Here is a 20,102-nt window from a genome sequence, read left to right as displayed (position 1 = left end):
ACTCGAGGGTGGGGAGTGTCAGATCGAGGAGGGGAGCTCGACCGGGAAGGCGTCCTGGCCCGAGGGCGTGAGGCCCGGGTAGAGCGGGAACGCCGCGGTCAGCGCGTCCACGCGCGAGCGCAGCGCGGCGGTGTCGGCGCCGGGGACGAGGGCGCTGCCGATGATGTCCGCCACCTCGGTGAACTCCGTGTCGCCGAAGCCGCGGGTCGCGAGGGCCGGCGTGCCGATCCGGAGGCCGGAGGTGACCATCGGCGGGCGCGGGTCGAACGGCACCGCGTTTCGGTTGACCGTGATGCCGACCTCGTGCAGCACGTCCTCCGCCTGCTGGCCGTCGAGCTGCGAATTGCGGAGGTCGGCGAGCACCAGGTGCACGTCCGTGCCGCCGGTGAGCACGTCGACGCCGGCCGCGCGCGAGTCGTCGGCGGTGAGGCGGGAGGCGAGGATCTGGGCGCCGCGGATGGTGCGCGCCTGGCGGTCCTTGAACTCCTCGGTCGCGGCGAGCTTGAACGCGGTCGCCTTGGCGGCGATCACGTGCATGAGCGGGCCGCCCTGCTGGCCGGGGAACACGTTGGAGTTGAGCTTCTTGGCGAGCTCGGTGTCGCGGCTGACGATGAAGCCGGAGCGTGGACCGCCGATGGTCTTGTGCACGGTCGAGCTGACGACGTCCGCGTAGGGCACGGGCGACGGGTGCAGGCCCGCGGCCACGAGGCCGGCGAAGTGTGCCATGTCGACCCAGAGCTTGGCGCCGACCTCATCCGCGATTTCGCGGAACGCGGCGAAGTCGAGGTGACGGGGGTAGGCCGACCAGCCGGCGATGATGACCTGCGGCTTGTGCTCGCGGGCCTTGTCGCGCACCACGTCCATGTCGACGAGGAAGGTCTCGGGGTCGACGCCGTACGAGACGGCGTTGTAGAGCTTGCCCGAGAAGTTGAGCTTCATGCCGTGGGTCAGGTGGCCGCCGTGGGCGAGCTCCAGGCCCAGGATGGTGTCGCCGGGGGTCGCGATCGCAGAGAGGACCGCGGCGTTGGCGGAGGCGCCGGAGTGCGGCTGGACGTTCGCGTACTCGGCGCCGAACAGGCTCTTCGCCCGGTCGATCGCCAGCTGCTCGGCGATGTCGACGTACTCGCAGCCGCCGTAGTAGCGGCGGCCGGGGTAGCCCTCGGCGTACTTGTTGGTGAGGACCGAGCCGACGGACTCCAGCACCGCACGCGGCACGAAGTTCTCGGAGGCGATCATCTCGAGATAGTCGCGCTGGCGGCCGAGCTCGAGCTGCAGCACCTCCGCGATCTCGGGGTCGACCTCCGCAAGCGGGGCGGTGAAGGTCGAGGGCAGGGTGTCGGTCACTACGGGCTCCTTCGGACAGGGATGGACAGTGTACGTATCGACCCAGGCGCGCGGCCGAATCCACCCATGCTTTCGAGGTACCGTCGTCGCTCCCCGATGGTGACCATCTGAGCGCCAGTCGCGACTCGCCCAGCATAGCAAAGGCGCGCAGGTCCCGGACCCTTGCCCATTAGTTAGGAGGCCTGCGATACTCGCTGGTGGCCGTCCGGGGGGTGGACGGACGCGGCCGCTGCCCGAGCAACACCCAGCCACATGAGGAGCCTCCGTGGTCATACCCCGCCCTGTCGAGCTCGTGAGCACGACCGACGCACCGTTCGTCCTCGGCCCGACGGCCCGGATCAGTGTCGCGGGCGCCGGAGCGGAGGGGGTGGCCGCCCTCCTGCGCGACGCGCTCCGCCGCGACTGCCACCGCGAACTCGTCGTGGTGATCGAGCCGCCCGAGTACGGTGACATCGCCATCGTGGTCGCCGAGCACGAGGGGCCGGACGGGCATCGCGAGGAGGGGTACTCGCTCGACGTCGCCCCGGAGGGCGTACGCATCGGCGCGGCCACCGCGGCCGGTGCGCTCCACGGCGTGCAGACGCTGCGCCAGCTCGTCCCCGCCTCCTGCTCCGACGACCCGCTGACGATCGAGGCCGTGCACGTGCGGGACTACCCGCGCTACGCCTACCGCGGCGCGATGCTCGACGTCGCGCGGCACTTCTTCCCGGTCCGGGATGTCGAGCGCTTCATCGACGCGATCGCGCTGCTGAAGGTCAACCACCTCCACCTGCACCTCACCGACGACCAGGGCTGGCGACTCGAGATCGCGTCGTGGCCCGAGCTGACGAGCGTCGGCGGGTCGACCGCCGCGGGCGGCGGCGCCGGCGGGTTCTACACGCAGGAGGAGTACCGCGACCTCGTCGCCTATGCGGCGGAACGCCACATCACCGTCGTCCCCGAGATCGACATGCCGGGCCACACGAACGCGGCTCTTGCGTCGTACCCGGAGCTGAATCCCGACGGTGTGGCGCCAGCCCTCTACACGGGAACGACCGTCGGCTTCAGCACCCTGATGACCGGCGACCCGGCGACGGAGCGCTTTCTCGCGGACGTCATCGGCGAGGTCGCCGCGCTGACGCCGGGTCCGTTCCTCCACATCGGCGGCGACGAGTGCCTGAGCACCTCGCGCGAGGACTTCGTCGCCTTCATCCGGCACGCTGCCCGCCTGGTCGCTGACGCCGGGAAGACCCCGGTCGGCTGGCACGAGATGGGCGCCTGCGACGCGCTGCCGGAGGGCACCGTCGGCCAGTACTGGGACTACCGCACGCCGCGCGGATCGGCCGCCGACGACATCCTGTCGTTCGTGCGGCAGGGCGGCGCGGCCATCCTCTCCCCCGCCGATGTCGCCTATCTCGACATCGTCTACGAGGAGGGCGACGCGATCGGCCAGGACTGGGCCGACGGCCCGACGACGCTGCGGGACGCCCTGGAGTGGGACCCGGCCCGCATCGTCCCCGGTCTCGCCGAGGCACACATCCTCGGCGTCGAGGCGCCGCTGTGGACGGAGACCGTCACGACCATCCAGGAGGCCGAGGAGATGGTCTTCCCACGGCTCGCCGCCGTCGCCGAGATCGGCTGGTCACCCGCGCCCGCCGACACCGAGCCGGTGGATGCCACCCGCGACTTCCCGGAGTTCGCGGTGCGTATCGCCGAACTGGCGGAGCACTGGGATGCCGCGGGCACCTCCTACCGTCGCACGACCGAAGTGCCGTGGCCGGAGAACGCCGCACGCTGATCGCGCGGACCGCGCGCCGACGCGATCAGGGGTAGCCGAGGAACCACAGCAGGATCAGCGCGACCGGCTGCAGTGCGACGCCCGCGACCAGCACGATGGTCCGCGCCCGCGGGCTGTGCGTGAGACCGCGCGCACCGCCGAGCGGCGCGAGCGGGAGCAGCAGCCGGAACAGGCTCTGCTGCGGCAGGAACACCGCCACCAGGTAGAGACCGTAACTGGCCGAGTAGGCCACCACCTCGGTGCCGAGGTCGCGGACGCCCGGCCTGCGCAGCAGCCACGCGAATCCGGCGATCACCGCGAGCACCAGCAGCACCCCGGCGATGCCCGCGTACTTCCAGGTGAAGAGGAACCACGGCGTCAGGGGCACGAACGACACGTGCCCGATGAAGCCGGTCCACCAGGAGAGCTCGGTGGACACGTAGGCGTCGGGCGTCCCGGTCGCCTGCGAGGCGATGAGCGGCCAGGCCAGGCCTGCGATCGCGGTGACCGAGCCGGCGACGAGCACGGCGACGCGCTCGCGCATCCCGAACGTGCCGATGCCCCGGCGCTCCTGCACGATGCGCACGACGAAGACGACCGCGAGCGCCAGCGGGATGGCGAGCGCTCCCGGTTTGGCGAACGCCGCCGCCACGGTGAACGGGATGACGAGCCAGTACCTCCGCCGGATCATCGCCAGCAGCGCGGCGAACATCAGGAAGAAGAACATGCTCTCCGCGTAGGTGATCTGCAGCACGAACGAGAGCGGGCCGAAGCAGAAGAACACCGTCGCCCAGAGGGCCGAGACCGTGCCGCCCCGCGCGTGGACGATGCGGTACAGCACGAGCGCCGCACCGGCTCCGAAGAGGGTCGCGACGAGCACGCCCGCGGGAGCGAACGGCAGGCCGGTCACAGCCATCAGCCCGCGGACCACGGCCGGGTAGAGCGGCAGGAACGCCCAGGGGTTCTGCTGCACGTCGCCCCCGCCGTCCGTCGGGAGCGTCGCCGGGTACCCGCCGGATGCGATGCGCTGGTAGAACGAGCCGTCCCAGGACGACGAGAACGTGAAGAAGGTCGGGTCCTGCCGCGAACTGGCGAACGGCCAGTTGCCGACCGTCGCCGCGACGTAGAGCGACAGCATGAAGACGGTCGTCAGCACCCGCGAGGAGGCGTAGACGATCAAGGTCGCGCCCCACCAGGGGAGGTCGCGACCGGCCAGGCGCACCCGGTCTCCGCGTACGCGCGTCCCGGCTCCCGGCGTGGGCGCTGTGCTCGTGATTCCCGCTGACATGCTCAGCGGGATACTACTCCGGTGAGCATGCGCGGGCGCCGGGGATGGGATCCTGTACATGTGAACGTACTCACCGACCCCTCTTCCGCTCCCTTGGGTCCCGGTGCGCCGGTGCTCGCCATCGATGTCGGCGGCACGGATATGAAGGCCGCGCTGATCGACGCCGACGGGCGGATCGTCGAGATCGTGCGGCGACCGACCCCGCATGAGGGCCCCGCGACGGCGGACGCCGTCGTCGCAGCCGTCGTCGCGATCGCCGACGAGTTCCGGGCGACGCATCCCGCCATCGAGCCGGAGGCGCTCGGTCTGCTGGTCCCCGGGCACGTGGACGACGAGCGCGGCGTGGGGGTCTTCGCCGAGAACCTCGGCTGGCGCGAGTACCCCTTCCGCGACCGCGCGGCAGCGGCCCTCGGCGTGCCGGTGTCGTTCAGCCACGACGTGCGCGGAGCCGGCCAGGCGGAGAAGCGGCTGGGAGCGGCGGCGCCCTACCGGGACGTGGTGTTCATGGCGATCGGCACTGGGATCGCCGGCGCCGTCTTCCTCGACGACCGGCTGCTCGTCGGCGGCGGTCTGGTCGGCGAGATGGGCCACTCCCGCGTCGCGGACGGCCCGGTGTGCGCGTGCGGCGGTGTCGGTTGCCTGGAGGCCGTCGCGTCGGCGGCGGCCATCGCGCGCCGGTACAACGCGGCGACCGGGGCGACGGTCCCGGGCGCCCGGGAGGTGCTCGAGCGCTCCGAGGCGGGCGACACCGATGCGATCGCCGTCTGGGCGAGCGCCCTGGACGCGCTCGCCCTCGACATCTCGCACACGGTCGCGCTGCTCTCGCCCGAGGCGATCGTGATCGGCGGCGGCCTCTCGCAGGCGGGCGACGCACTGTTCGTCCCGCTGGCCGAGCGGCTGGAGGGCATCCTCACCTTCCAGCACCGACCGGCGTTGCTCCCCGCGAGCATCGGCGAGAACGCCGGCGTGATCGGCGCGGCGCTGCGGGCGCGCGATCTGCTCGCCGCCGCGGTCCCGCAACCGGTCGCCTGACCCGGCGACGGTATCGTCGATGAAATGACCGCGCATGTGATCCATTCCGCCCGTCTCGTCAGCGACGGCCACGTCGTCCACAACGCCTGGGTGCGGTTCGACGGGGGCACGATCGCCGCCACGGGGACCGGAGACGACTGGCGTTCAGCGGTCGTCAGCGACGACACGGTCTCGGTCACGGACGCCGATGGCGCGTGGCTGACGCCCGGTTTCGTCGACATCCACGGGCACGGCGGCGCGACAGCGAGCTACGACGACGGTCCGGAGCGCATCCGGCGGGCGCTCGACCTGCACCAGCGCCACGGCACCACCCGCGCGGTCGTCTCCCTGGTGACCGCGCCCGTCGACCGCCTCGCCGAGAGCGTGCGGGAGATCGCGGCGCTCAGCCGCGAGGACTCCCGCGTGCTCGGGTCGCACCTGGAGGGCCCGTTCCTCGACGTCGGCCACAAGGGCGCGCACGAGCCGAGCCTGCTGCGCTCGGCGACGCCGGAGGACATCGACCTCCTGCTGGCGGCCGCCGACGGAACGCTGCGGCAGATCACGATCGCCCCGGAGCTGCCGGGCGGCCTGGACGCCGTGCGCGCCCTCAGCGCGGCCGGTGTCGCCGTCGCCGTCGGCCACACCGCCGCCGACTACGCGCAGACGATGGAGGCGTTCGCGGCGGGCGCGAGCATCCTGACCCACGCCTACAACGGCATGGACGGCGTGCACCACCGCGCTCCCGGCCCGGTCGCCGCGGCCACCCGCACGGCCGGCGTCACGCTGGAGATCATCAACGACGGCGTGCACGTGCACCCGGAGGTCGTCCGGATGCTGTTCGCCGCGGCTCCGGGTCGCGTCGCGCTCATCACCGACGCGATGGCCGCCGCTGGCGCGGAGGACGGCGACTATCTGCTCGGCTCGCTCGCCGTGCAGGTCAGGGACGGCGTCGCACGTCTCGCCGAGGGCGGCTCCATCGCCGGTTCGACGCTGACGCTCGACGACGCTCTGCGGCGCGCAGTGCAGGAGGTCGGCCTCCCCGTCGAGGACGCGGTGCTGGCGCTCACCCAGACGCCGGCGGCCGCGGTCGGGCGTGGCGACGATCTCGGCCGGCTCGCGCCGGGGTACGCGGCGGATGCCGTGCTGCTCGACGGCGACTTCCGCGTGCTCCAGGTCTTCACGGACGGTGATCCCGTCGCTCGCTGAGCGGGGCCCGGGGCCGGATCCGTGTTCTGGACCCGGCCCTCGAGGATCCCCTCGTCGACGGTGATCGGCGTTCGGGTCGTCGGTCACCATCGTGCTCGTGCCGGTTCGGGTCCGGCACGGGCGTGGCACGGACGCCCCCTGTGCGGCGGCCACGTCTTGAGAGACCGCGACCGCCGCGATCCATGACGCCGGTTCTGTGAAATATTTCGGCGACTCCCGCCGGCCCCTCTCCCACAGCCCTTTCGCGGCCGCGATACGGGAGAATCATGGGATGTCCGACGTGTCCGACCTCTCCGACCTCCAGCTGGTCGACGCGACGCGTGCGGGCGATCGGAACGCGTTCGCCGAGCTCTGGCGGCGGCACGCGCGCGCCGGGCTCACCGTGGCGCGGTCGCACAGCGATCTCGACGCCGACGACCTCGTCGCCGAGGCGTACGCGAAGATCTACCAGGCGATCGCGAACGGCCACGGTCCCACCTCCGGCTTCCGCGCCTACCTCTTCACGACGGTGCGCAATGTCGCCGCCTCCTGGGGGCGGCGAGCGCGCGAGACGCCGATCGACGACGCGGACACCATCGAGGACCCGGCGTTCACCGAGGCCGCCGGCCTGGAAGCGCTCGACCGCTCCCTGACCGCGAACGCATTCCGCACCCTCCCCACCCGGTGGCAGGAGGTGCTGTGGTACTGCGAGGTCGAGGGCATGAAGCCGGCCGACGTCGCCCCGCTCCTGGGCATGTCGGCGAACGCCGTCGCCGCGCTCGCCTATCGCGCACGGGAGGGTCTGCGCCAGGCGTGGATCCAGGCGCACCTGGCAGCGGTGCCGGAGGACTCGAACTGCCACTGGACCACCGAGCGGCTGGGCTCCTACGCGCGCCACGGGCTCGGCAAGCGCGAGACCGCGAAGGTGGAGGCGCACCTGCTCGACTGCGCGCGCTGCACCATCGTCGCCGAGGAGGCGAAGGACGTCGGCTCGCGGATGGCGCTCGTCCTCCTGCCGCTGATCGCGGGCGTCGGTGGCGCGACGGCCTACTCCGCCTGGATGCAGAGCGGAGCCCACACCGTCCCGTACGCCCTCGGTGCGGCCGGGGCCGCGATGCCCGCTGCCGCGACCGGGGGCGCCGGTGCCGGTGTCGGCGCGACGACGATGGGAGCGTCGAGCACGGCTTCGGGAGGCTCTACCGGAGGAGCCGGCGGTGCCGGCGCGAGCGCGGCCACCATCACGTCGTTCGCCGTGGGCGGCGTGCTCGTCGCCGCCGCGGTGGCCGGGGCCTTCGTCTTCGGGCCGGCCCTCTTCGCCTCGGCTCCCACGCCGACGAGCGCAGCCGTCGCCGACCCGGCGTCGCCCGCGGCTCCGGGGCCGTCCGATTCGTCCACGGGTCCGGACACCGCGCCCCCTGCGCCTGCCGCGCCCGCACCCGCCTCCCCGGCGCCGGTGACCCCTGACGCACCGTCGAGGGTGGTCGCGCCGACCGCGCCGACGCCGTCCGTTCCTGACGCGGCGACCCCCACGACGCCCGTCACCCCGACGACGCCGGTCACTCCCGTGGGGCCGCGCCCGCAGCCTCCCGTGCTTTCCGGGTCGTTCCCGGCCGACGGGTACACCACGAACGCGCAGACCATCGACGCATCCGGCACGGGAGCACCCTCAGCCGTGATCGCGGTGACCGCGGCGCGCACGCCAGGCTCGGAGGCCCGCGCCGTCGCCGCAGCAGCCCTCACTCTCGGCACCGCGACGGCCGACGCGTCCGGCGCCTGGGGCCTTGCGCTCGACCTGTCGGCGCTCGGCGACGGGAGCTGGACCGTGTCCGTCGCCCAGACCACGGCCGACGGAACGTCCGACGCCGTCACACGCACCCTCGTGGTGGACCGCACCGCACTCCCCCCGCAGATCACGAGCGTCGACACCGGCTCCGGTGGGTCCGCCGGTTCCGCCGCGCCGATCGTCTCCGGGAACGCGGAGCCGGGAGCGACGGTCGACGTCTCCGACGGCGACGTGCCGCTGGTCACCGTGACCGCCGACGCCGCCGGCGCGTGGACCACGCCCGAGCTCCTCCTCGCCTCACCGTCGTTCGCGCTGACCGCCCGTCAGACGGACGTGCTCGGCAACCGCTCGGACCCGTCCGTCCCTGCGACGGGGACCGTGCTGGCGCCGTCCGTGACCGCGACGACGTCGGGGATGTCCATCACGATGACCGCGGACGGCCTGCCCGGCGCGCGGCTGCTGCTCTATGTGAACGGACAGCCCGCCGGTCAGTCGCTCGAGACGAACACGGACGGCACCGCCTCGCAGGAGTACCTCTGGACGGGAGCACCCGGCACCTATCGCGTCGGGTTCGGCTACGACTTCGGCGACCGCCACGGGATCGTCGTGGACGCCACGGTCACGCCCGGGCTGCTCTGACGGCCATCCGGCCCACGACCAGTACCAGCACCAGCGAGACAGCCAGCAGCACGATGTAGACGATCGGCAGCAGCATCAGGCCGCCCGCGTCGAAGATCAGCGAGCCGAGGAGCGCTCCGCCGCCGATGCCGATGTTGAAGGACGTCGTGTAGAGCGCACTGGCGGTGTCGCGGAACGTCGGCGACGAGGTGTGCAGCAGACGCGTCTGCAGGAGGGGCGGGAGCGCGCCGAAGGCGAGTCCCCAGATCACGAAGGCGATCAGGGCGAGCACCGGTTGGCCGGCGAACGCCGCGAGACCCGCGACGGCCACGCCGGTCACGACGAGGGCGAGCAGCAGTCCGAACTGCGGCCTCGGCCCCAGGACCGAGCCGGCCAGCACGAGACCGATCGCGCCGGCGATGCCGTAGATGAACAGGAGCCCGCCGACGTCACCGGCGGCGACACCCATCGGGCCGGTGAGGAAGGGCACGACGAACGTGTAGAACGAGTAGTGCCCGATCATCGTCACGGCGGCGATGAGGCAGACCATGATGACGGTCGGGATGGTGCGGTCCTTCGGGCGCGGGAGGCTGCGGTCACGGCGACCGGCCGCATCCTCGTCCCGCTCGACCGCGGGCAGGAAGCGCCAGACGAGCAAGGCTCCCACGAACATGAGGCCCGCGAGGATCCCGAACGAGAGCCGCCAGCCGAAGAGGTGCCCGGCGAAGGTGCCGAGGGGGACGCCGAAGACGAACGCGAGCGTCCCGCCGCCGAGCGTGATCGAGACGGCGCGGCCGATCTGCTCCTTCGGGACGAGGTGCCCGGCGTAGGCGCCGACGATCGACCAGAACATGCCGTGGGCGATGCCGCCGATGATGCGGGAGGCGACGACCCAGGCGTAATCCGGCGAGAAGGCGGTGAGGAGGTTCGAGAGCCCGAGCACCACGAGCACGCCGACGATCATGCCGTGCCGCGGCCACCGCCGGGTGAGGGCGGTGAGCGGGGTGCTCGTGACGACGACGGTGAAGGCGAAGACGGTCACCAGGAGGCCGACCTGCGCCTCGCTGACGCCGAGAGAGGCGCTCATGTCGGGCAGCAGCCCGGTCGGGATCATCTCGCTCGTGACGGAGAGGAACACGGCGGCGGCGAGCGCGAGCAGGCCCACCCAGGGGAACTTCGGAACGGTTGCCAGTGGCGACGTTGAAGAGGCAGTCATGGAGGTGCTGTCCAACGAACGGCGTTTCCCCCTCGATCCGGCCGATCCATCGGCGAGAGAGGAAGAGAGGGTCGACTACGCGCTGATGTGCGCGCCCAGGGCCGCGCGGGACCCGGCGACCGCAGAAGAGTCTACCGGACCGTCCTGAGGATGGACTCGGTGGTCTCGATCTCGATGAGGGGAGCGTAGAGCGCCATGGCGTCGAGCGCGCGCTGGTGATCCTGCGCCGTCAGCCCGGCGCAGGCGTCGGCGGCCACCCGCACCCGCACCCCGGCGTCGGCGGCGGGGAGCGCCGTCGACAGCACGCAGCAGTCGGTCGAGACGCCGGCGAGCACGATCTCGTCCGCGTCCCCGATGGCGTCCCGCAGCGCGCTCCCCCACTTGCCGAAGGTCGTCTCGGTCACGACGGGGTGACCGTTGTCGCGGAAGGCCGGCACCAGGTCGTAGAGCGGGTCGTCCGGCGGGACGAGCGCGAACGGCCAGTCCTCGTAGTAGCGCACCCAGGCGCCCTGCGGCTGCTCGGGAGCCGTGAAGCGGGTGAAGACCACGCGGTCGCCGAAGGCGGGCAGCAGCCGCGCGGCGCCGAGCTCCGCGTCGGGGAAGCCCGGGGTCGACCAGCCGCTCGCGGGGCTCGCGAACACCTCCTGCATGTCGATGACGACCAGCACGGGAGCGGTCACCGCTCCTCCTGCCGCCGGATCGCGCCGCGCGAGAAGAGAGCGGTCCCGGCGAAGCCGATCACCAGGGCGACGAGCACGCCGAGGTTGGCGTACGCCCAGTCGCCCTGGGTTCCGCCGAGGCCGAGCGGACCGAGGAGGTAGCCCTGCCAGCCCAGCCACGCCGCAGCGCTGTTCGTCACCAGTCCCCACCCGATCGCCGTGCCGAGGACGATGAGGGTGATCGGCAGCCAGCGCACGGAGCCGTACCGGCCGCGCGCGTCGTAGAGGTCGGCCTCCGCGTAGTCGCGGCGCCGCAGGGCGATGTCGGCGACGAAGATGCCGCACCACGCCGCGATCGGCACGCCGAGCGTGATGAGGAAGCCCTGGAACGGGCCCAGGAAGTCGCCGGCGAAGAAGACGACGTAGATCGCGCCGGCCGTCATGATCACGCCGTCGATCCCCGCGGCGACGTACCGGGGCACCCGAACGCCCACGCTCAGCAGTGCGAGCCCGGACGAGTAGATGTCGAGCACCGCGCCGCCGACGAGGCCGAGCACGGCGACGATCACGAACGGCACGAGGAACCAGGTCGGCAAGAGCGACGCGAGCGCACCGATCGGGTCGGCCGCGATGGCCTCGGAGAGGGAGGTCGACGAGCCGGCGAGCAGGATGCCGAAGACCAGGAGCAGGACCGGTGCCAGCGACGAGCCGAAGGTCGTCCATCCCACCACTCCCCCGCTGCGGGTCGAGCGCGGGAGGTACCGCGAGTAGTCGGCAGCGGCGTTCACCCAGCCGAGGCCGAAGCCGGTGAGCATGAACACGAAGCCGCCGATCACGTGCGGCACATCGCCCGCGGGCAGCGCGCCGACCGCGGTGAGATCGATGTGGCCGAGCACCAGCGCGATGTAGAACAGCGTGAGCACCCCGGTGACGATGGTGATGACCATCTGCATGCGCATGATCAGGTGGAAGCCGATCACGCCGCCGACCACGACAAGGGCGACCACCACGATGAGCGCGACGAGTTTCGTGACGACGCCGCCCTCCCAGCCGAGCCGTTCGAAGACGGTCGCCGTCGCGAGCACCGCCAGCGCCGTGAGCACGGTCTCCCAGCCCACGGTGAGCAGCCAGGAGAGCAGCGACGGGACGCGGTTGCCCTGCACCCCGAAGACGGCCCGGCTGAGCACCATCGTGGGCGCCGAGCCGCGCTTGCCTGCGAGCGCGATCACGCCGCACAGCAGGAAGGAAGCCACGATCCCGATGACGCCGACGATCGTCGCCTGCCAGAACGAGATCCCGAACCCGAGCAGGAACGAGCCGTAGCTCAGGCCGAAGACCGAGACGTTCGCGCCGAACCACGGCCAGAAGAGACCGCTCGCGCGCCCCTTCCGCTCGCTCTCGTCGATCGTGTTGAGCCCGTTGAGCTCGACGCCGAACGCCGATCCGGGGGCGGGGAGGGAGGCGGGCGCCCGGTCGGGCGCGTCCTCGCCGGTGCTGGTCATGCACCGATCCAAGTGCACGCGCCGCGGCGCGTCAACAGCCGGGCGCGGCGCGAGGCGGACCCCGCGGGACGATATCCTGAGCCGATGACCGCGACCTCCGACACCCCCGGCCAGGCCAACCACTGGGTGCTGACCTTCAGCTGCGCCGACCAGCCGGGGATCGTGCACGCCGTCAGCGGGGCGATCGTCTCCGCGCGCGGCAACATCACCGAGAGCCAGCAGTTCGCCAGTCTCGACACCGGCCGCTTCTTCATGCGGCTCCAGGTGGAGTCGGGCGCGAGCCGCGAGGAGTTCGAGAGCGCGCTCGCGCCGGTCGTGGAGCGGTTCGGGATGTCGCACAACGTCGACTACGTCGGTCGCCCGCTGCGCACCCTGGTGCTGGCGTCGACCGCCGCGCACTGCCTCAACGACCTCCTCTTCCGCCAGCGCGCCGGGCAGCTCCCGATCGAGATCCCCCTGGTACTCTCCAACCACGGCACCCTGCGCGACCTCGCCGGGTTCTACGGCGTGCCCTTCGAGTCCCAGGCGGTGACCGACGCGGAGTCGAAGGCCGCGTTCGAGGCGCGCGTGCTCGCCGCTGTGGAGGAGCACGACATCGAGCTCGTCGTGCTGGCGCGCTACATGCAGATCCTCTCCCCCGAGCTCTGCGAGAAACTCGCCGGCCGCGCCATCAACATCCACCACTCGTTCCTCCCCGGCTTCAAGGGCGCCAACCCCTACCGCCAGGCGCACGCCCGCGGCGTGAAGCTGATCGGCGCGACCGCGCATTTCGTGACCAGCGACCTCGACGAGGGCCCGATCATCGAGCAGAACGTCGTGCGCGTCGACCACTCGCAGACGGTGCAGCAGCTCGTCGCGATCGGGCAGGACGAGGAGAGCCGCACGCTCACCCAGGCGGTCAAGTGGTTCGCGGAGGACCGTGTGCTGCTCGACGGCGCCCGGACCATCATCTTCCGCTGACCTCCGCCGGTAGAATGACGTGGTGACTTCCGCGCAAGACCAGCAGGCCCGCCTCCGGATCGGACCGAACGACATCCTCCGGTTCGTGCTCGAGCTGTTCGCCGTGGTCACGCTCGGCATCTGGGGGTTCGTGGCGTGGCCACTGCCCTGGAACATCGTCTTCGGCATCGCGACCCCGGTCGTCGCCATCCTGCTGTGGGCCCTCTTCCGCTCCCCGAAGGCCGTCCTGCACGTCGACGCGTTCGTGAAGGCGCTGGTCGAGGTGCTCGTGATGGGCGCCGCGGCGTTCGCCTGGTGGGATCTCGGTCAGCCGGTCGTCGCCGTGGTCTTCGCCGTCATCGCGACCGTGAGCGGCGTGATCAACGGGCGGCGCGAGTTCTGATGACCGCGCTCGTCGTCCACGACGCCCGCAAAGTGGATGCGGACGGGCTGGTCGACGAGTTCTGGCTGGTCGCCGAGGGCGGCACGATCGTCGCCACCGGTTCCGGCACGGGCTGGCACGAGGCCGCCCGTGCGCCCGGCGCGACCGTTGTCGATGCCGCCGGCCACTGGCTCACCCCCGGCTTCATCGACCTGCACTGCCACGGCGGCGGCGGGCACCCGTACGACGACGGTCCGGAGGAGATGCTCGCCGCTCTCGCGACGCACCGTGCGCACGGCACGACGCGCTCCCTCGTTTCGCACGTCGCCAATCCCCTCGCCTCCCTGCGCGAGAGTCTCGCCATCGTCGCCGATCTGGCCGAGGCGGACCCGCTCGTGCTCGGCTCGCACCTCGAAGGCCCGTTCCTGGCCGTCGAGCGCCGCGGCGCGCACGACGCGGAGTTCCTCCGCGAGCCGGGTCCCGCAACCGTCGAGGAGCTGATCGGCGCGGCGCGCGGCACCCTCCGCGCGGCCACCATCGCTCCCGAGCTGCCCAACGCCCTAGAGGCGATCGGCGTGCTGATCGAGGCGGGCGTCGTCGTCGGCGTCGGCCACACCGCCGCCGACTACGACCAGGCGGCGCGTGCATTCGAGGTGGGGGCGCGCCTGCTCACCCACGCGTTCAACGCGATGAACGGCATCCACCACCGCGCCCCGGGCCCGGTCATGGCCGCGATCGACAACCCCGAGGTCACGCTCGAGCTCATCCTCGACGGCCTGCATGTGCACCCCTCGGTGGCGCGGCTGCTCTTCACCGCCGCTCCCGGCCGCGTCGCGCTGGTGACCGACGCGATGGCGGCGGCGGGCGCCTCCGACGGCGACTACCGGCTCGGCGGGCTGAACGTCACCGTCAAGGAGGGCCTCGCGGTCCTCTCGGGAACGTCCACGATCGCGGGCTCGACGCTGACGCAGGACGCCGCCCTGCGCGTTGCCGTCGGTCAGGTCGGGCTCGACCCCGTCCACGCGGTCACCGCCCTGACGCACACGCCGGCGAAGGCCCTCGGCGAGGACCACCGCTTCGGCCGCCTGCAGCGCGGTTACGCCGCCGATGCGGTCGTGCTCGACCACGAGTGGCACGTGCGTACCGTGGTCGCCGACGGCCGCATCCTGAACTGACGCCGCCTACTACCCGGCCGAAACGCCGGAACTCCGGAGGTCGGCAACGACACCGCCGGAGTTCCGGTGGGAGCGCCTGCCGTTCCTACAGCTTCTGCCAGGCCGGCTTGTTCGCGTAGGCGTAGCGGTAGTAGTCGAGGTTGCGCAGGCCGGAGGCCGCGGCTTCGTCGACCAGCACGGTCACGCGCGGGTGCAGCTGGATGGCCGAGCCCGGGTTGGAGGCCGAGATCGGTCCCTCGACGGCGCCGGCCAGCGCCTCCGCCTTGCCCTCGCCGAACGCGAGCAGCAGCAGGTGGCGGGCCTTGAGGATGGTGGAGAGGCCCTGCGTGATGCAGTGCATCGGCACGTCGTCCTCGGAGTCGAAGAAGCGGGCGTTGTCCTTGCGGGTCTGCTCGGTCAGGGTCTTCACGCGGGTGACCGACGCGAAGGAGGAGCCGGGCTCGTTGAAGCCGATGTGGCCGTCGGTGCCGATGCCGAGGATCTGCACGTCGACCCCGCCCGACTCGGCGATGGCCTTCTCGTAGTCCGCGCCGGCGTGCTCGATGGTCTCCCGTGCGCCGTTGGGCACGTGGATGAGCGACGGCGTCAGCCCGAGCGGCTCGACGACCTCGCGGTGGATGACCGACCGGTACGACTCGGGGTGCCCGGCGGGCAGACCCACGTACTCGTCGAGCGCGTACCCGCGCACGTGCGAGACGTCGACGCCGCGCTCCGCGATCAGCGACGCCAGCGCCCGGTACACGGGCAGCGGGGTCGATCCGGTCGCGAGTCCGAGCACCGCGTCCGGCTTGCCGGAGATCAGGTCGACGATGCTCTCTGCGGCCAGGGCGCCCGCGGCGGCCTGATCCTTGACGACGACGACTTCAGCCATGCGTTCCTCCTACGATCGCGGCCCCGAGGGCAGCGACTGGTGATCCTGGTGGGACGAGGCGCACGCGCTGCGGCAGCGCGAGCGAGGCGAGGAACGGCGATGTGCGCTCCCAGTCCTCGAGCACCTCGTGGACGTCGCCGAGCAGCGGGTCGCCCAGATGGCTGAGGCCGCCACCGATCACCACGGTGTCGACGTCGACGGCCAGCACCAGGACGCGCACTGCGGCAGCGATGCCCTCGGCAAGCCTATCCTTGATCGCCTGCGCCGCGCCGTCCCCGGCTGCCGCCGCCGCGAAGAGCGAACGCGCCGGCAGCGGGTCGTCGGTGCGCCACTGACGCGCTATGCCCGAGCCGCTCGCGACGGTCTCAAGGCAGCCGCGCTGGCCGCACGCGCACTCCGCCCCCAGGGGGTCGATCGGGATGTGCCCGATCTCGCCGGCGATGCCGGACGTTCCTCGCCACAGCCTGCCGCCCACCACGATCCCGGCGGCCATCCCGGTGCCGAGGTTGAGGTACGCCATCGTGCCGGCCAGGCCGAGCACGTCGTAGGCGCCGAGCGCCGCGGCCTTCACGTCGTTCTCCACCCGCACGCGGACGCCGAGCCGTTCGGCCAGCTCGCCGCCCAGCGGGAGGCGGTCCACACCGAGGTTGACGGCGTGCGCGACCTCGCCGGACGCGGTGTCGACCAGTCCGGGGATGCCGATGCCGATCGAGGAGAAGCCGGGCGCATCGATGCCGGTCAGCTCGCCGATGCGCGAGACGGCCGTGAGGGCGGTCTCCACCACGGCGGGGCTCCCGAAGCCGGTGGCGAGGCGGATCCGGTGCGCGAGCACGCCGCTCTCGTCGACGGCGACCGCGTCGGTCTTGGTGCCGCCGATGTCGATCCCGAGCCTCATGAGCCGGGGCCGAGGAGGTCGAGCAGGGCGCGGCCGAGCAGGCGGGAGGCGCCGAACGTCGCGATGTCGGCGTATCGGCGGTCGTCGGCGGGCCAGCCCATGTCGACGACGAGCACGTCGTCACGCTCCGCGCGCAGCCGGTCGATCGTGTCGCGGGCGAACGCGTGCCGGTGGTTGTCCTTGCCGATCACGAGCACCGGGCCATCGGGGAGCCCGATCGGCGCAGCGTCGTCCTCGGTGACCACGGCGACGGGGAGGGCGGCGAACGCGGTGGCCGCGTCGTCGTCCGTGCCGGTCGCAGTCTCGGCGAACGGCCCCCACGGCGCCGTGCCCACCGCGATGTTGGCGACGGTCTCGAGCCGGACGACGGAGGCGGCCGTGCGGCCCTCCCCCAGCCAGGATCGGGCGGCGTCGGCCAGTTCGAAGGCGGGGACGACGGCGCGCGCCTCCTCGGCATCGACGGCGCTCGCGCCGGCGGTCGGCGCAGAGTCGGCCTGCGTGGGCGTCGGCTCGTCCCGGAGTTCTCCGGCGAGACCGATCACCCGGGCGGCGGCCTCCTCCACCCGCCCGGTGGACAGCCGGCCGGTGGCGATCGCGTCCGCGACCGCCTCCACGATCGCCGTCAGCTGCTCGTCGGTGTTCTCCGTGCCGAGGCACAGCAGGTCGCAGCCCGCGGCGAGCGCCAGCACGGCGGCCTCCGGGATGCCCCGCTCGCCGCTGGCGCCGAGCATGTCGAGCGCATCGGTGACGACGAGGCCGTCGAATCCGAGCTCGCCCCGCAGCAGCCCCTCGACGATCGGGTGGCTGAAGGTGGCGGGCAGCGCGGCGTCCAGCTGCGGCAGGAGGATGTGGGAGGTCATGACGGTACGGGTACCGGCCTCCACCGCTGCACGGAACGGGACCAGCTCGCGCTCGCGCAGTTCGGCGGCCGACAGATCCACGACAGGGAGCGCGAGGTGCGAGTCCTGGGCAGTGTCCCCGTGACCCGGGAAGTGCTTCGCGCAGGCCGCGACGCCGGCCGATTGGAGGCCGCGCACCCATGCGGCGCCCTGCTCGGCCACCACCTCCGGGGAGACGCCGAAGCTGCGCACACCGATCACCGGGTTGTCCGGGTTGGAGTTGATGTCGACGTCCGGCGCGAAGTCGAGGTTCACGCCGACGGCGCGCAATTCGGCCCCGACACGGGCCGCGACCTGTTCGGTGCGCTCGGCGTCGCCGAGGCGGCCGAGCACCGCGTTGCCCGGGTAGGGCGATCCGGTGGCGTAGTGGAGGCGGGTGACGTCGCCGCCCTCCTCGTCGATCGCCACGATCGCCTCGGGGTTGGCCGCGTAGATCGCGTCGGTCAGTGCGCGCAGCTGCTCGGCCGACACGATGTTCGGGCCGAACACGCACACGCCGCCGAGGCCGTCCCGCAGCCGCTGTTCCAGCCAGCCCGGCAGGGTCGTGCCGACGAATCCGGGGAGGAGGGTCGCGGCGATGCGGCGGGCGAGGCGGGGGTCGAGGAGGCGGGGTTCGGCGGCGGCCGTGCCGGTCACCCCTTCACCGCCCCGCTGACGAGCCCGCTGGTCATCCGGCCCTGCACGATGAGGAAGAAGATGATCACCGGCACGGCGACGAGGGTCGACGCGGCCATGACCTGGCCCCAGTCGGTCGCGCGGGAGGCGGACTGCTGGATGAAGCCGCGCAGCCAGAGGGGCAGCGTCTGGCTGCTGTTCTCCTGCAGGATGACGAGGGCGACCGTGAACTCGTTCCACGCCTGGAGGAACGCGTACACGCCGGAGGCGACGAGCCCCGGGGCGAGGAGCGGGAAGGTGATCCGCAGGAACGCCTGGGTGCGGCTGAGGCCGTCCACCATGGCGGCCTCCTCGAGGTCGGCCGGGATGCCGGCGACGAAGCCGCGCAGCATCCAGATCGTGAACGGCACGACGGCGGCGATGTAGAGGATGCTGACGCCGATGACGCTGTTCAGGAGGCCGAGGCTCCCCATCAGCTTGTACTGCGCGATGAACAGGCCTTCCGCCGGCAGCATCTGGATGAGCAGCACGGCGAGCACGAACGACGTGCGGCCGCGGAAGCGGAAGCGGCTGATGGCGAGGGCGGCGAGGAAGGCGAACGCGAGGCAGACGACGACCGTGATGAGCGCGATGGTGAGGCTCATCCCGAGCGCCGGGAAGAACGTGCCCCCGTCGATGACGGCGGTGAAGTTGTCGAACGAGCCGCCGAACGGCAGCCACGTGGGCGTGGAGTTCTGCAGCACGACGTTCGGCAGGAGAGACGAGTTGACCATCCAGTAGACCGGGAAGACCCAGATCAGGGCGAGGACGATCGCGACGACGCCGAGCACGATGCGGGAGGGGCGGACCTTCTGGCGCAGCTTGCGGGCGGGGGCCGCGGTGGCGGCGGTGGCGGATGCGGTGGATGCGGTGGTCACGACTCGTCCTCCTTGATCAGCGAGCGGACGTAGAACCAGCTCAGGGCGACGGTCAGGATGAGGACGAACACCGAGACGGCGCTGGCCATCGCGAAGTCGCTCGACCCGACGCCGAGCTGGTAGATGTAGGTGCCGAGCAGGTTGGTCTCGCTGGCGATGGAGCCTTTGTCCTGCAGCAGCTTGATCTGCGTGAAGACGCGCAGGTCCCAGATGATCTGCAGCAGCAGCACGATCCCGAGGACGGGTCGGATCATCGGCAGGATGATGTAGCGCAGCCGCTGGAAGCCCTTGGCGCCGTCCATCTGCGCGGCTTCGAGCACTTCACCGGAGACCTGGGTCAGGCCGGCGTAGACCGAGAAGGCCACGAACGGAACGCTCATCCACACCACGATGATCATGGCGACGAAGAAGAACGAGAGCGGGTTCTGCAGCCAGTTGTGGCCCTGGAAGTCGAGGCCCCAGGAGCTCAGCACGTTGTTGATGAGGCCGCGGCGCCAGTCGAACAGCCAGTTCCAGACGGTCATCGCGGCGACGACCGGCATGGCCCAGGCGAGCAGGAGGGCGATCTGGAGGATGACGCGCACGACGGCGTGCACGCCGGTCATCAGCAGGGCGAGGCCGACGCCGATGATCACGGTCACGGCGGCGGTGACGAGGCAGAAGGCGATCGACCGGCCGACGACGATCCACATGTAGGGGTCGGAGAACAGGGTGATGTAGTTCTGGAACCACACGAACGGGGCGGGCTGGCCGAACTGCTGCGCGAGCCCGAAGTGCTGCATGGAGGTGATGACCTGCCACACGATCGGGTAACCGAGGGCGAGCAGCAGGATGGCGATGGCCGGCAGCAGCAGCATGTAGGGGGCGAGCTGGCGCTTGCGGGGGCGGGGGGCTCCCTGCTTCGGGGTGCGCGCCGGGCGGGCCGGGCGGCCGGTCGCCGCGGGGGTCTCCTGGGTGGTGGTCACGTCGGTCCTCCTTCCGAGAATGATGGGGGCAGGAGCGAGGGCGCGGAAGGGGTGCCTTCCGCGCCCTCACCTGCTAGGTGGT

The 20,102-nt window shown here is 71.9% G+C and carries 17 protein-coding genes and 1 riboswitch; of the genes, 7 read left to right on the top strand and 10 right to left on the bottom strand.

Features of this window, described 5'->3' with window-relative positions:
• Positions 1–18: 18 nt before the first annotated feature.
• Complete coding sequence (gene glyA, locus HNR14_RS13845) at positions 19–1,344, bottom strand: serine hydroxymethyltransferase (protein ID WP_021765119.1); 1,326 nt, start codon at positions 1,342–1,344, stop codon at positions 19–21.
• Between the two features lie 33 nt (positions 1,345–1,377).
• A riboswitch (ZMP/ZTP riboswitch) is annotated at positions 1,378–1,476 on the bottom strand.
• 133 nt (positions 1,477–1,609) lie between these two features.
• Here glyA and HNR14_RS13840 point away from each other — a divergent pair.
• Positions 1,610–3,121: a family 20 glycosylhydrolase gene (locus HNR14_RS13840; RefSeq protein WP_179701496.1), complete on the top strand. Its 1,512-nt coding sequence runs from the start codon at positions 1,610–1,612 to the stop codon at positions 3,119–3,121.
• A 25-nt stretch (positions 3,122–3,146) separates the two neighbouring features.
• Here HNR14_RS13840 and HNR14_RS13835 read toward each other — a convergent pair whose 3' ends face one another.
• On the bottom strand, positions 3,147–4,388 hold the full coding sequence (locus HNR14_RS13835) for a hypothetical protein (protein ID WP_246311572.1): 1,242 nt from the start codon (positions 4,386–4,388) through the stop codon (positions 3,147–3,149).
• Between the two features lie 60 nt (positions 4,389–4,448).
• Between HNR14_RS13835 and HNR14_RS13830 the strand changes: the two genes are divergently transcribed.
• From HNR14_RS13830 to HNR14_RS13820, 3 genes are all read left to right on the top strand, one after another.
• Entirely contained in the window at positions 4,449–5,420 is a 972-nt protein-coding gene (locus tag HNR14_RS13830; RefSeq protein WP_343064489.1) for an ROK family protein, read from the top strand.
• Positions 5,421–5,444: 24 nt separating this feature from the next.
• Positions 5,445–6,605, top strand: coding sequence for an N-acetylglucosamine-6-phosphate deacetylase (nagA, locus tag HNR14_RS13825; protein ID WP_179701495.1), 1,161 nt, complete (start codon positions 5,445–5,447; stop codon positions 6,603–6,605).
• A gap of 271 nt (positions 6,606–6,876) precedes the next feature.
• Positions 6,877–9,006 carry a sigma-70 family RNA polymerase sigma factor gene (locus tag HNR14_RS13820; RefSeq protein WP_179701494.1) on the top strand — a complete coding sequence of 710 codons (2,130 nt, stop codon included), beginning with the start codon at positions 6,877–6,879 and terminating at the stop codon, positions 9,004–9,006.
• Here the strand turns inward: HNR14_RS13820 and HNR14_RS13815 are convergent.
• The 3 genes from HNR14_RS13815 to HNR14_RS13805 all read right to left on the bottom strand — a co-directional run bounded on the left by HNR14_RS13815 (position 8,987) and on the right by HNR14_RS13805 (position 12,362).
• On the bottom strand, positions 8,987–10,201 hold the full coding sequence (locus HNR14_RS13815; protein ID WP_179701493.1) for an MFS transporter: 1,215 nt from the start codon (positions 10,199–10,201) through the stop codon (positions 8,987–8,989). The genes HNR14_RS13820 and HNR14_RS13815 overlap by 20 nt on opposite strands.
• 131 nt (positions 10,202–10,332) lie before the next feature.
• Positions 10,333–10,881 carry an isochorismatase family protein gene (locus tag HNR14_RS13810; RefSeq protein ID WP_179701492.1) on the bottom strand — a complete coding sequence of 183 codons (549 nt, stop codon included), beginning with the start codon at positions 10,879–10,881 and terminating at the stop codon, positions 10,333–10,335.
• Positions 10,878–12,362: a purine-cytosine permease family protein gene (locus HNR14_RS13805; protein ID WP_179701491.1), complete on the bottom strand. Its 1,485-nt coding sequence runs from the start codon at positions 12,360–12,362 to the stop codon at positions 10,878–10,880. Before HNR14_RS13805 ends, HNR14_RS13810 begins: the two co-directional genes overlap by 4 nt.
• 84 nt (positions 12,363–12,446) lie before the next feature.
• Here HNR14_RS13805 and purU point away from each other — a divergent pair, with 84 nt between their 5' ends.
• The 3 genes from purU to nagA (HNR14_RS13790) are packed head-to-tail and all read left to right on the top strand — an operon-like array spanning position 12,447 to position 14,858.
• Positions 12,447–13,322 carry a formyltetrahydrofolate deformylase gene (gene purU / locus HNR14_RS13800; RefSeq protein WP_021763983.1) on the top strand — a complete coding sequence of 292 codons (876 nt, stop codon included), beginning with the start codon at positions 12,447–12,449 and terminating at the stop codon, positions 13,320–13,322.
• A 22-nt stretch (positions 13,323–13,344) separates the two neighbouring features.
• Positions 13,345–13,704 (top strand): YrdB family protein, encoded by a 360-nt coding sequence (locus HNR14_RS13795; protein ID WP_248616277.1) that lies wholly within the window; start codon positions 13,345–13,347, stop codon positions 13,702–13,704.
• On the top strand, positions 13,704–14,858 hold the full coding sequence (nagA, locus tag HNR14_RS13790) for an N-acetylglucosamine-6-phosphate deacetylase (protein ID WP_179701490.1): 1,155 nt from the start codon (positions 13,704–13,706) through the stop codon (positions 14,856–14,858). The genes HNR14_RS13795 and nagA (HNR14_RS13790) overlap by 1 nt, the downstream gene beginning before the upstream one ends.
• 85 nt (positions 14,859–14,943) lie before the next feature.
• Here the strand turns inward: nagA (HNR14_RS13790) and nagB are convergent, their stop codons facing one another.
• From nagB to HNR14_RS13765, 5 genes are read right to left on the bottom strand one after another with little or no spacing between them, the layout of a single operon-like run.
• Positions 14,944–15,729: a glucosamine-6-phosphate deaminase gene (gene nagB / locus HNR14_RS13785; protein WP_179701489.1), complete on the bottom strand. Its 786-nt coding sequence runs from the start codon at positions 15,727–15,729 to the stop codon at positions 14,944–14,946.
• The gene (locus HNR14_RS13780; RefSeq protein WP_179701488.1) at positions 15,722–16,624 is read right to left on the bottom strand and encodes an ROK family protein; all 903 of its coding nucleotides are present in this window, start codon (positions 16,622–16,624) and stop codon (positions 15,722–15,724) included. Before HNR14_RS13780 ends, nagB begins: the two co-directional genes overlap by 8 nt.
• Positions 16,621–18,159, bottom strand: coding sequence for a glycoside hydrolase family 3 N-terminal domain-containing protein (locus HNR14_RS13775; RefSeq protein ID WP_179701487.1), 1,539 nt, complete (start codon positions 18,157–18,159; stop codon positions 16,621–16,623). The genes HNR14_RS13780 and HNR14_RS13775 overlap by 4 nt, the downstream gene beginning before the upstream one ends.
• Entirely contained in the window at positions 18,156–19,055 is a 900-nt protein-coding gene (locus HNR14_RS13770; RefSeq protein ID WP_021762937.1) for a carbohydrate ABC transporter permease, read from the bottom strand. Before HNR14_RS13770 ends, HNR14_RS13775 begins: the two co-directional genes overlap by 4 nt.
• Positions 19,052–20,020: a carbohydrate ABC transporter permease gene (locus HNR14_RS13765; RefSeq protein WP_039922186.1), complete on the bottom strand. Its 969-nt coding sequence runs from the start codon at positions 20,018–20,020 to the stop codon at positions 19,052–19,054. Before HNR14_RS13765 ends, HNR14_RS13770 begins: the two co-directional genes overlap by 4 nt.
• Positions 20,021–20,102: the final 82 nt, after the last annotated feature.

It is taken from the genome of Leifsonia naganoensis, assembly GCF_013410615.1.
In the GTDB taxonomy this organism is placed as follows: domain Bacteria; phylum Actinomycetota; class Actinomycetes; order Actinomycetales; family Microbacteriaceae; genus Leifsonia; species Leifsonia aquatica.
This window is presented reverse-complemented; position numbering and strand designations above follow the sequence as displayed.

Excerpts from the sequence above, each read along its gene's own strand:
- HNR14_RS13780 (WP_179701488.1), bottom strand. The coding sequence starts at position 16,624 with ATGAGGCTCGGGATCGACATCGGCGGCACCAAGACCGACGCGGTCGCC.
- nagA (WP_179701490.1), top strand. The coding sequence starts at position 13,704 with ATGACCGCGCTCGTCGTCCACGACGCCCGCAAAGTGGATGCGGACGGG.
- purU (WP_021763983.1), top strand. The coding sequence starts at position 12,447 with ATGACCGCGACCTCCGACACCCCCGGCCAGGCCAACCACTGGGTGCTG.
- nagA (WP_179701495.1), top strand. The coding sequence starts at position 5,445 with ATGACCGCGCATGTGATCCATTCCGCCCGTCTCGTCAGCGACGGCCAC.
- HNR14_RS13820 (WP_179701494.1), top strand. The coding sequence starts at position 6,877 with ATGTCCGACGTGTCCGACCTCTCCGACCTCCAGCTGGTCGACGCGACG.
- nagB (WP_179701489.1), bottom strand. The coding sequence starts at position 15,729 with ATGGCTGAAGTCGTCGTCGTCAAGGATCAGGCCGCCGCGGGCGCCCTG.
- HNR14_RS13805 (WP_179701491.1), bottom strand. The coding sequence starts at position 12,362 with ATGACCAGCACCGGCGAGGACGCGCCCGACCGGGCGCCCGCCTCCCTC.
- HNR14_RS13835 (WP_246311572.1), bottom strand. The coding sequence starts at position 4,388 with ATGTCAGCGGGAATCACGAGCACAGCGCCCACGCCGGGAGCCGGGACG.
- HNR14_RS13815 (WP_179701493.1), bottom strand. The coding sequence starts at position 10,201 with ATGACTGCCTCTTCAACGTCGCCACTGGCAACCGTTCCGAAGTTCCCC.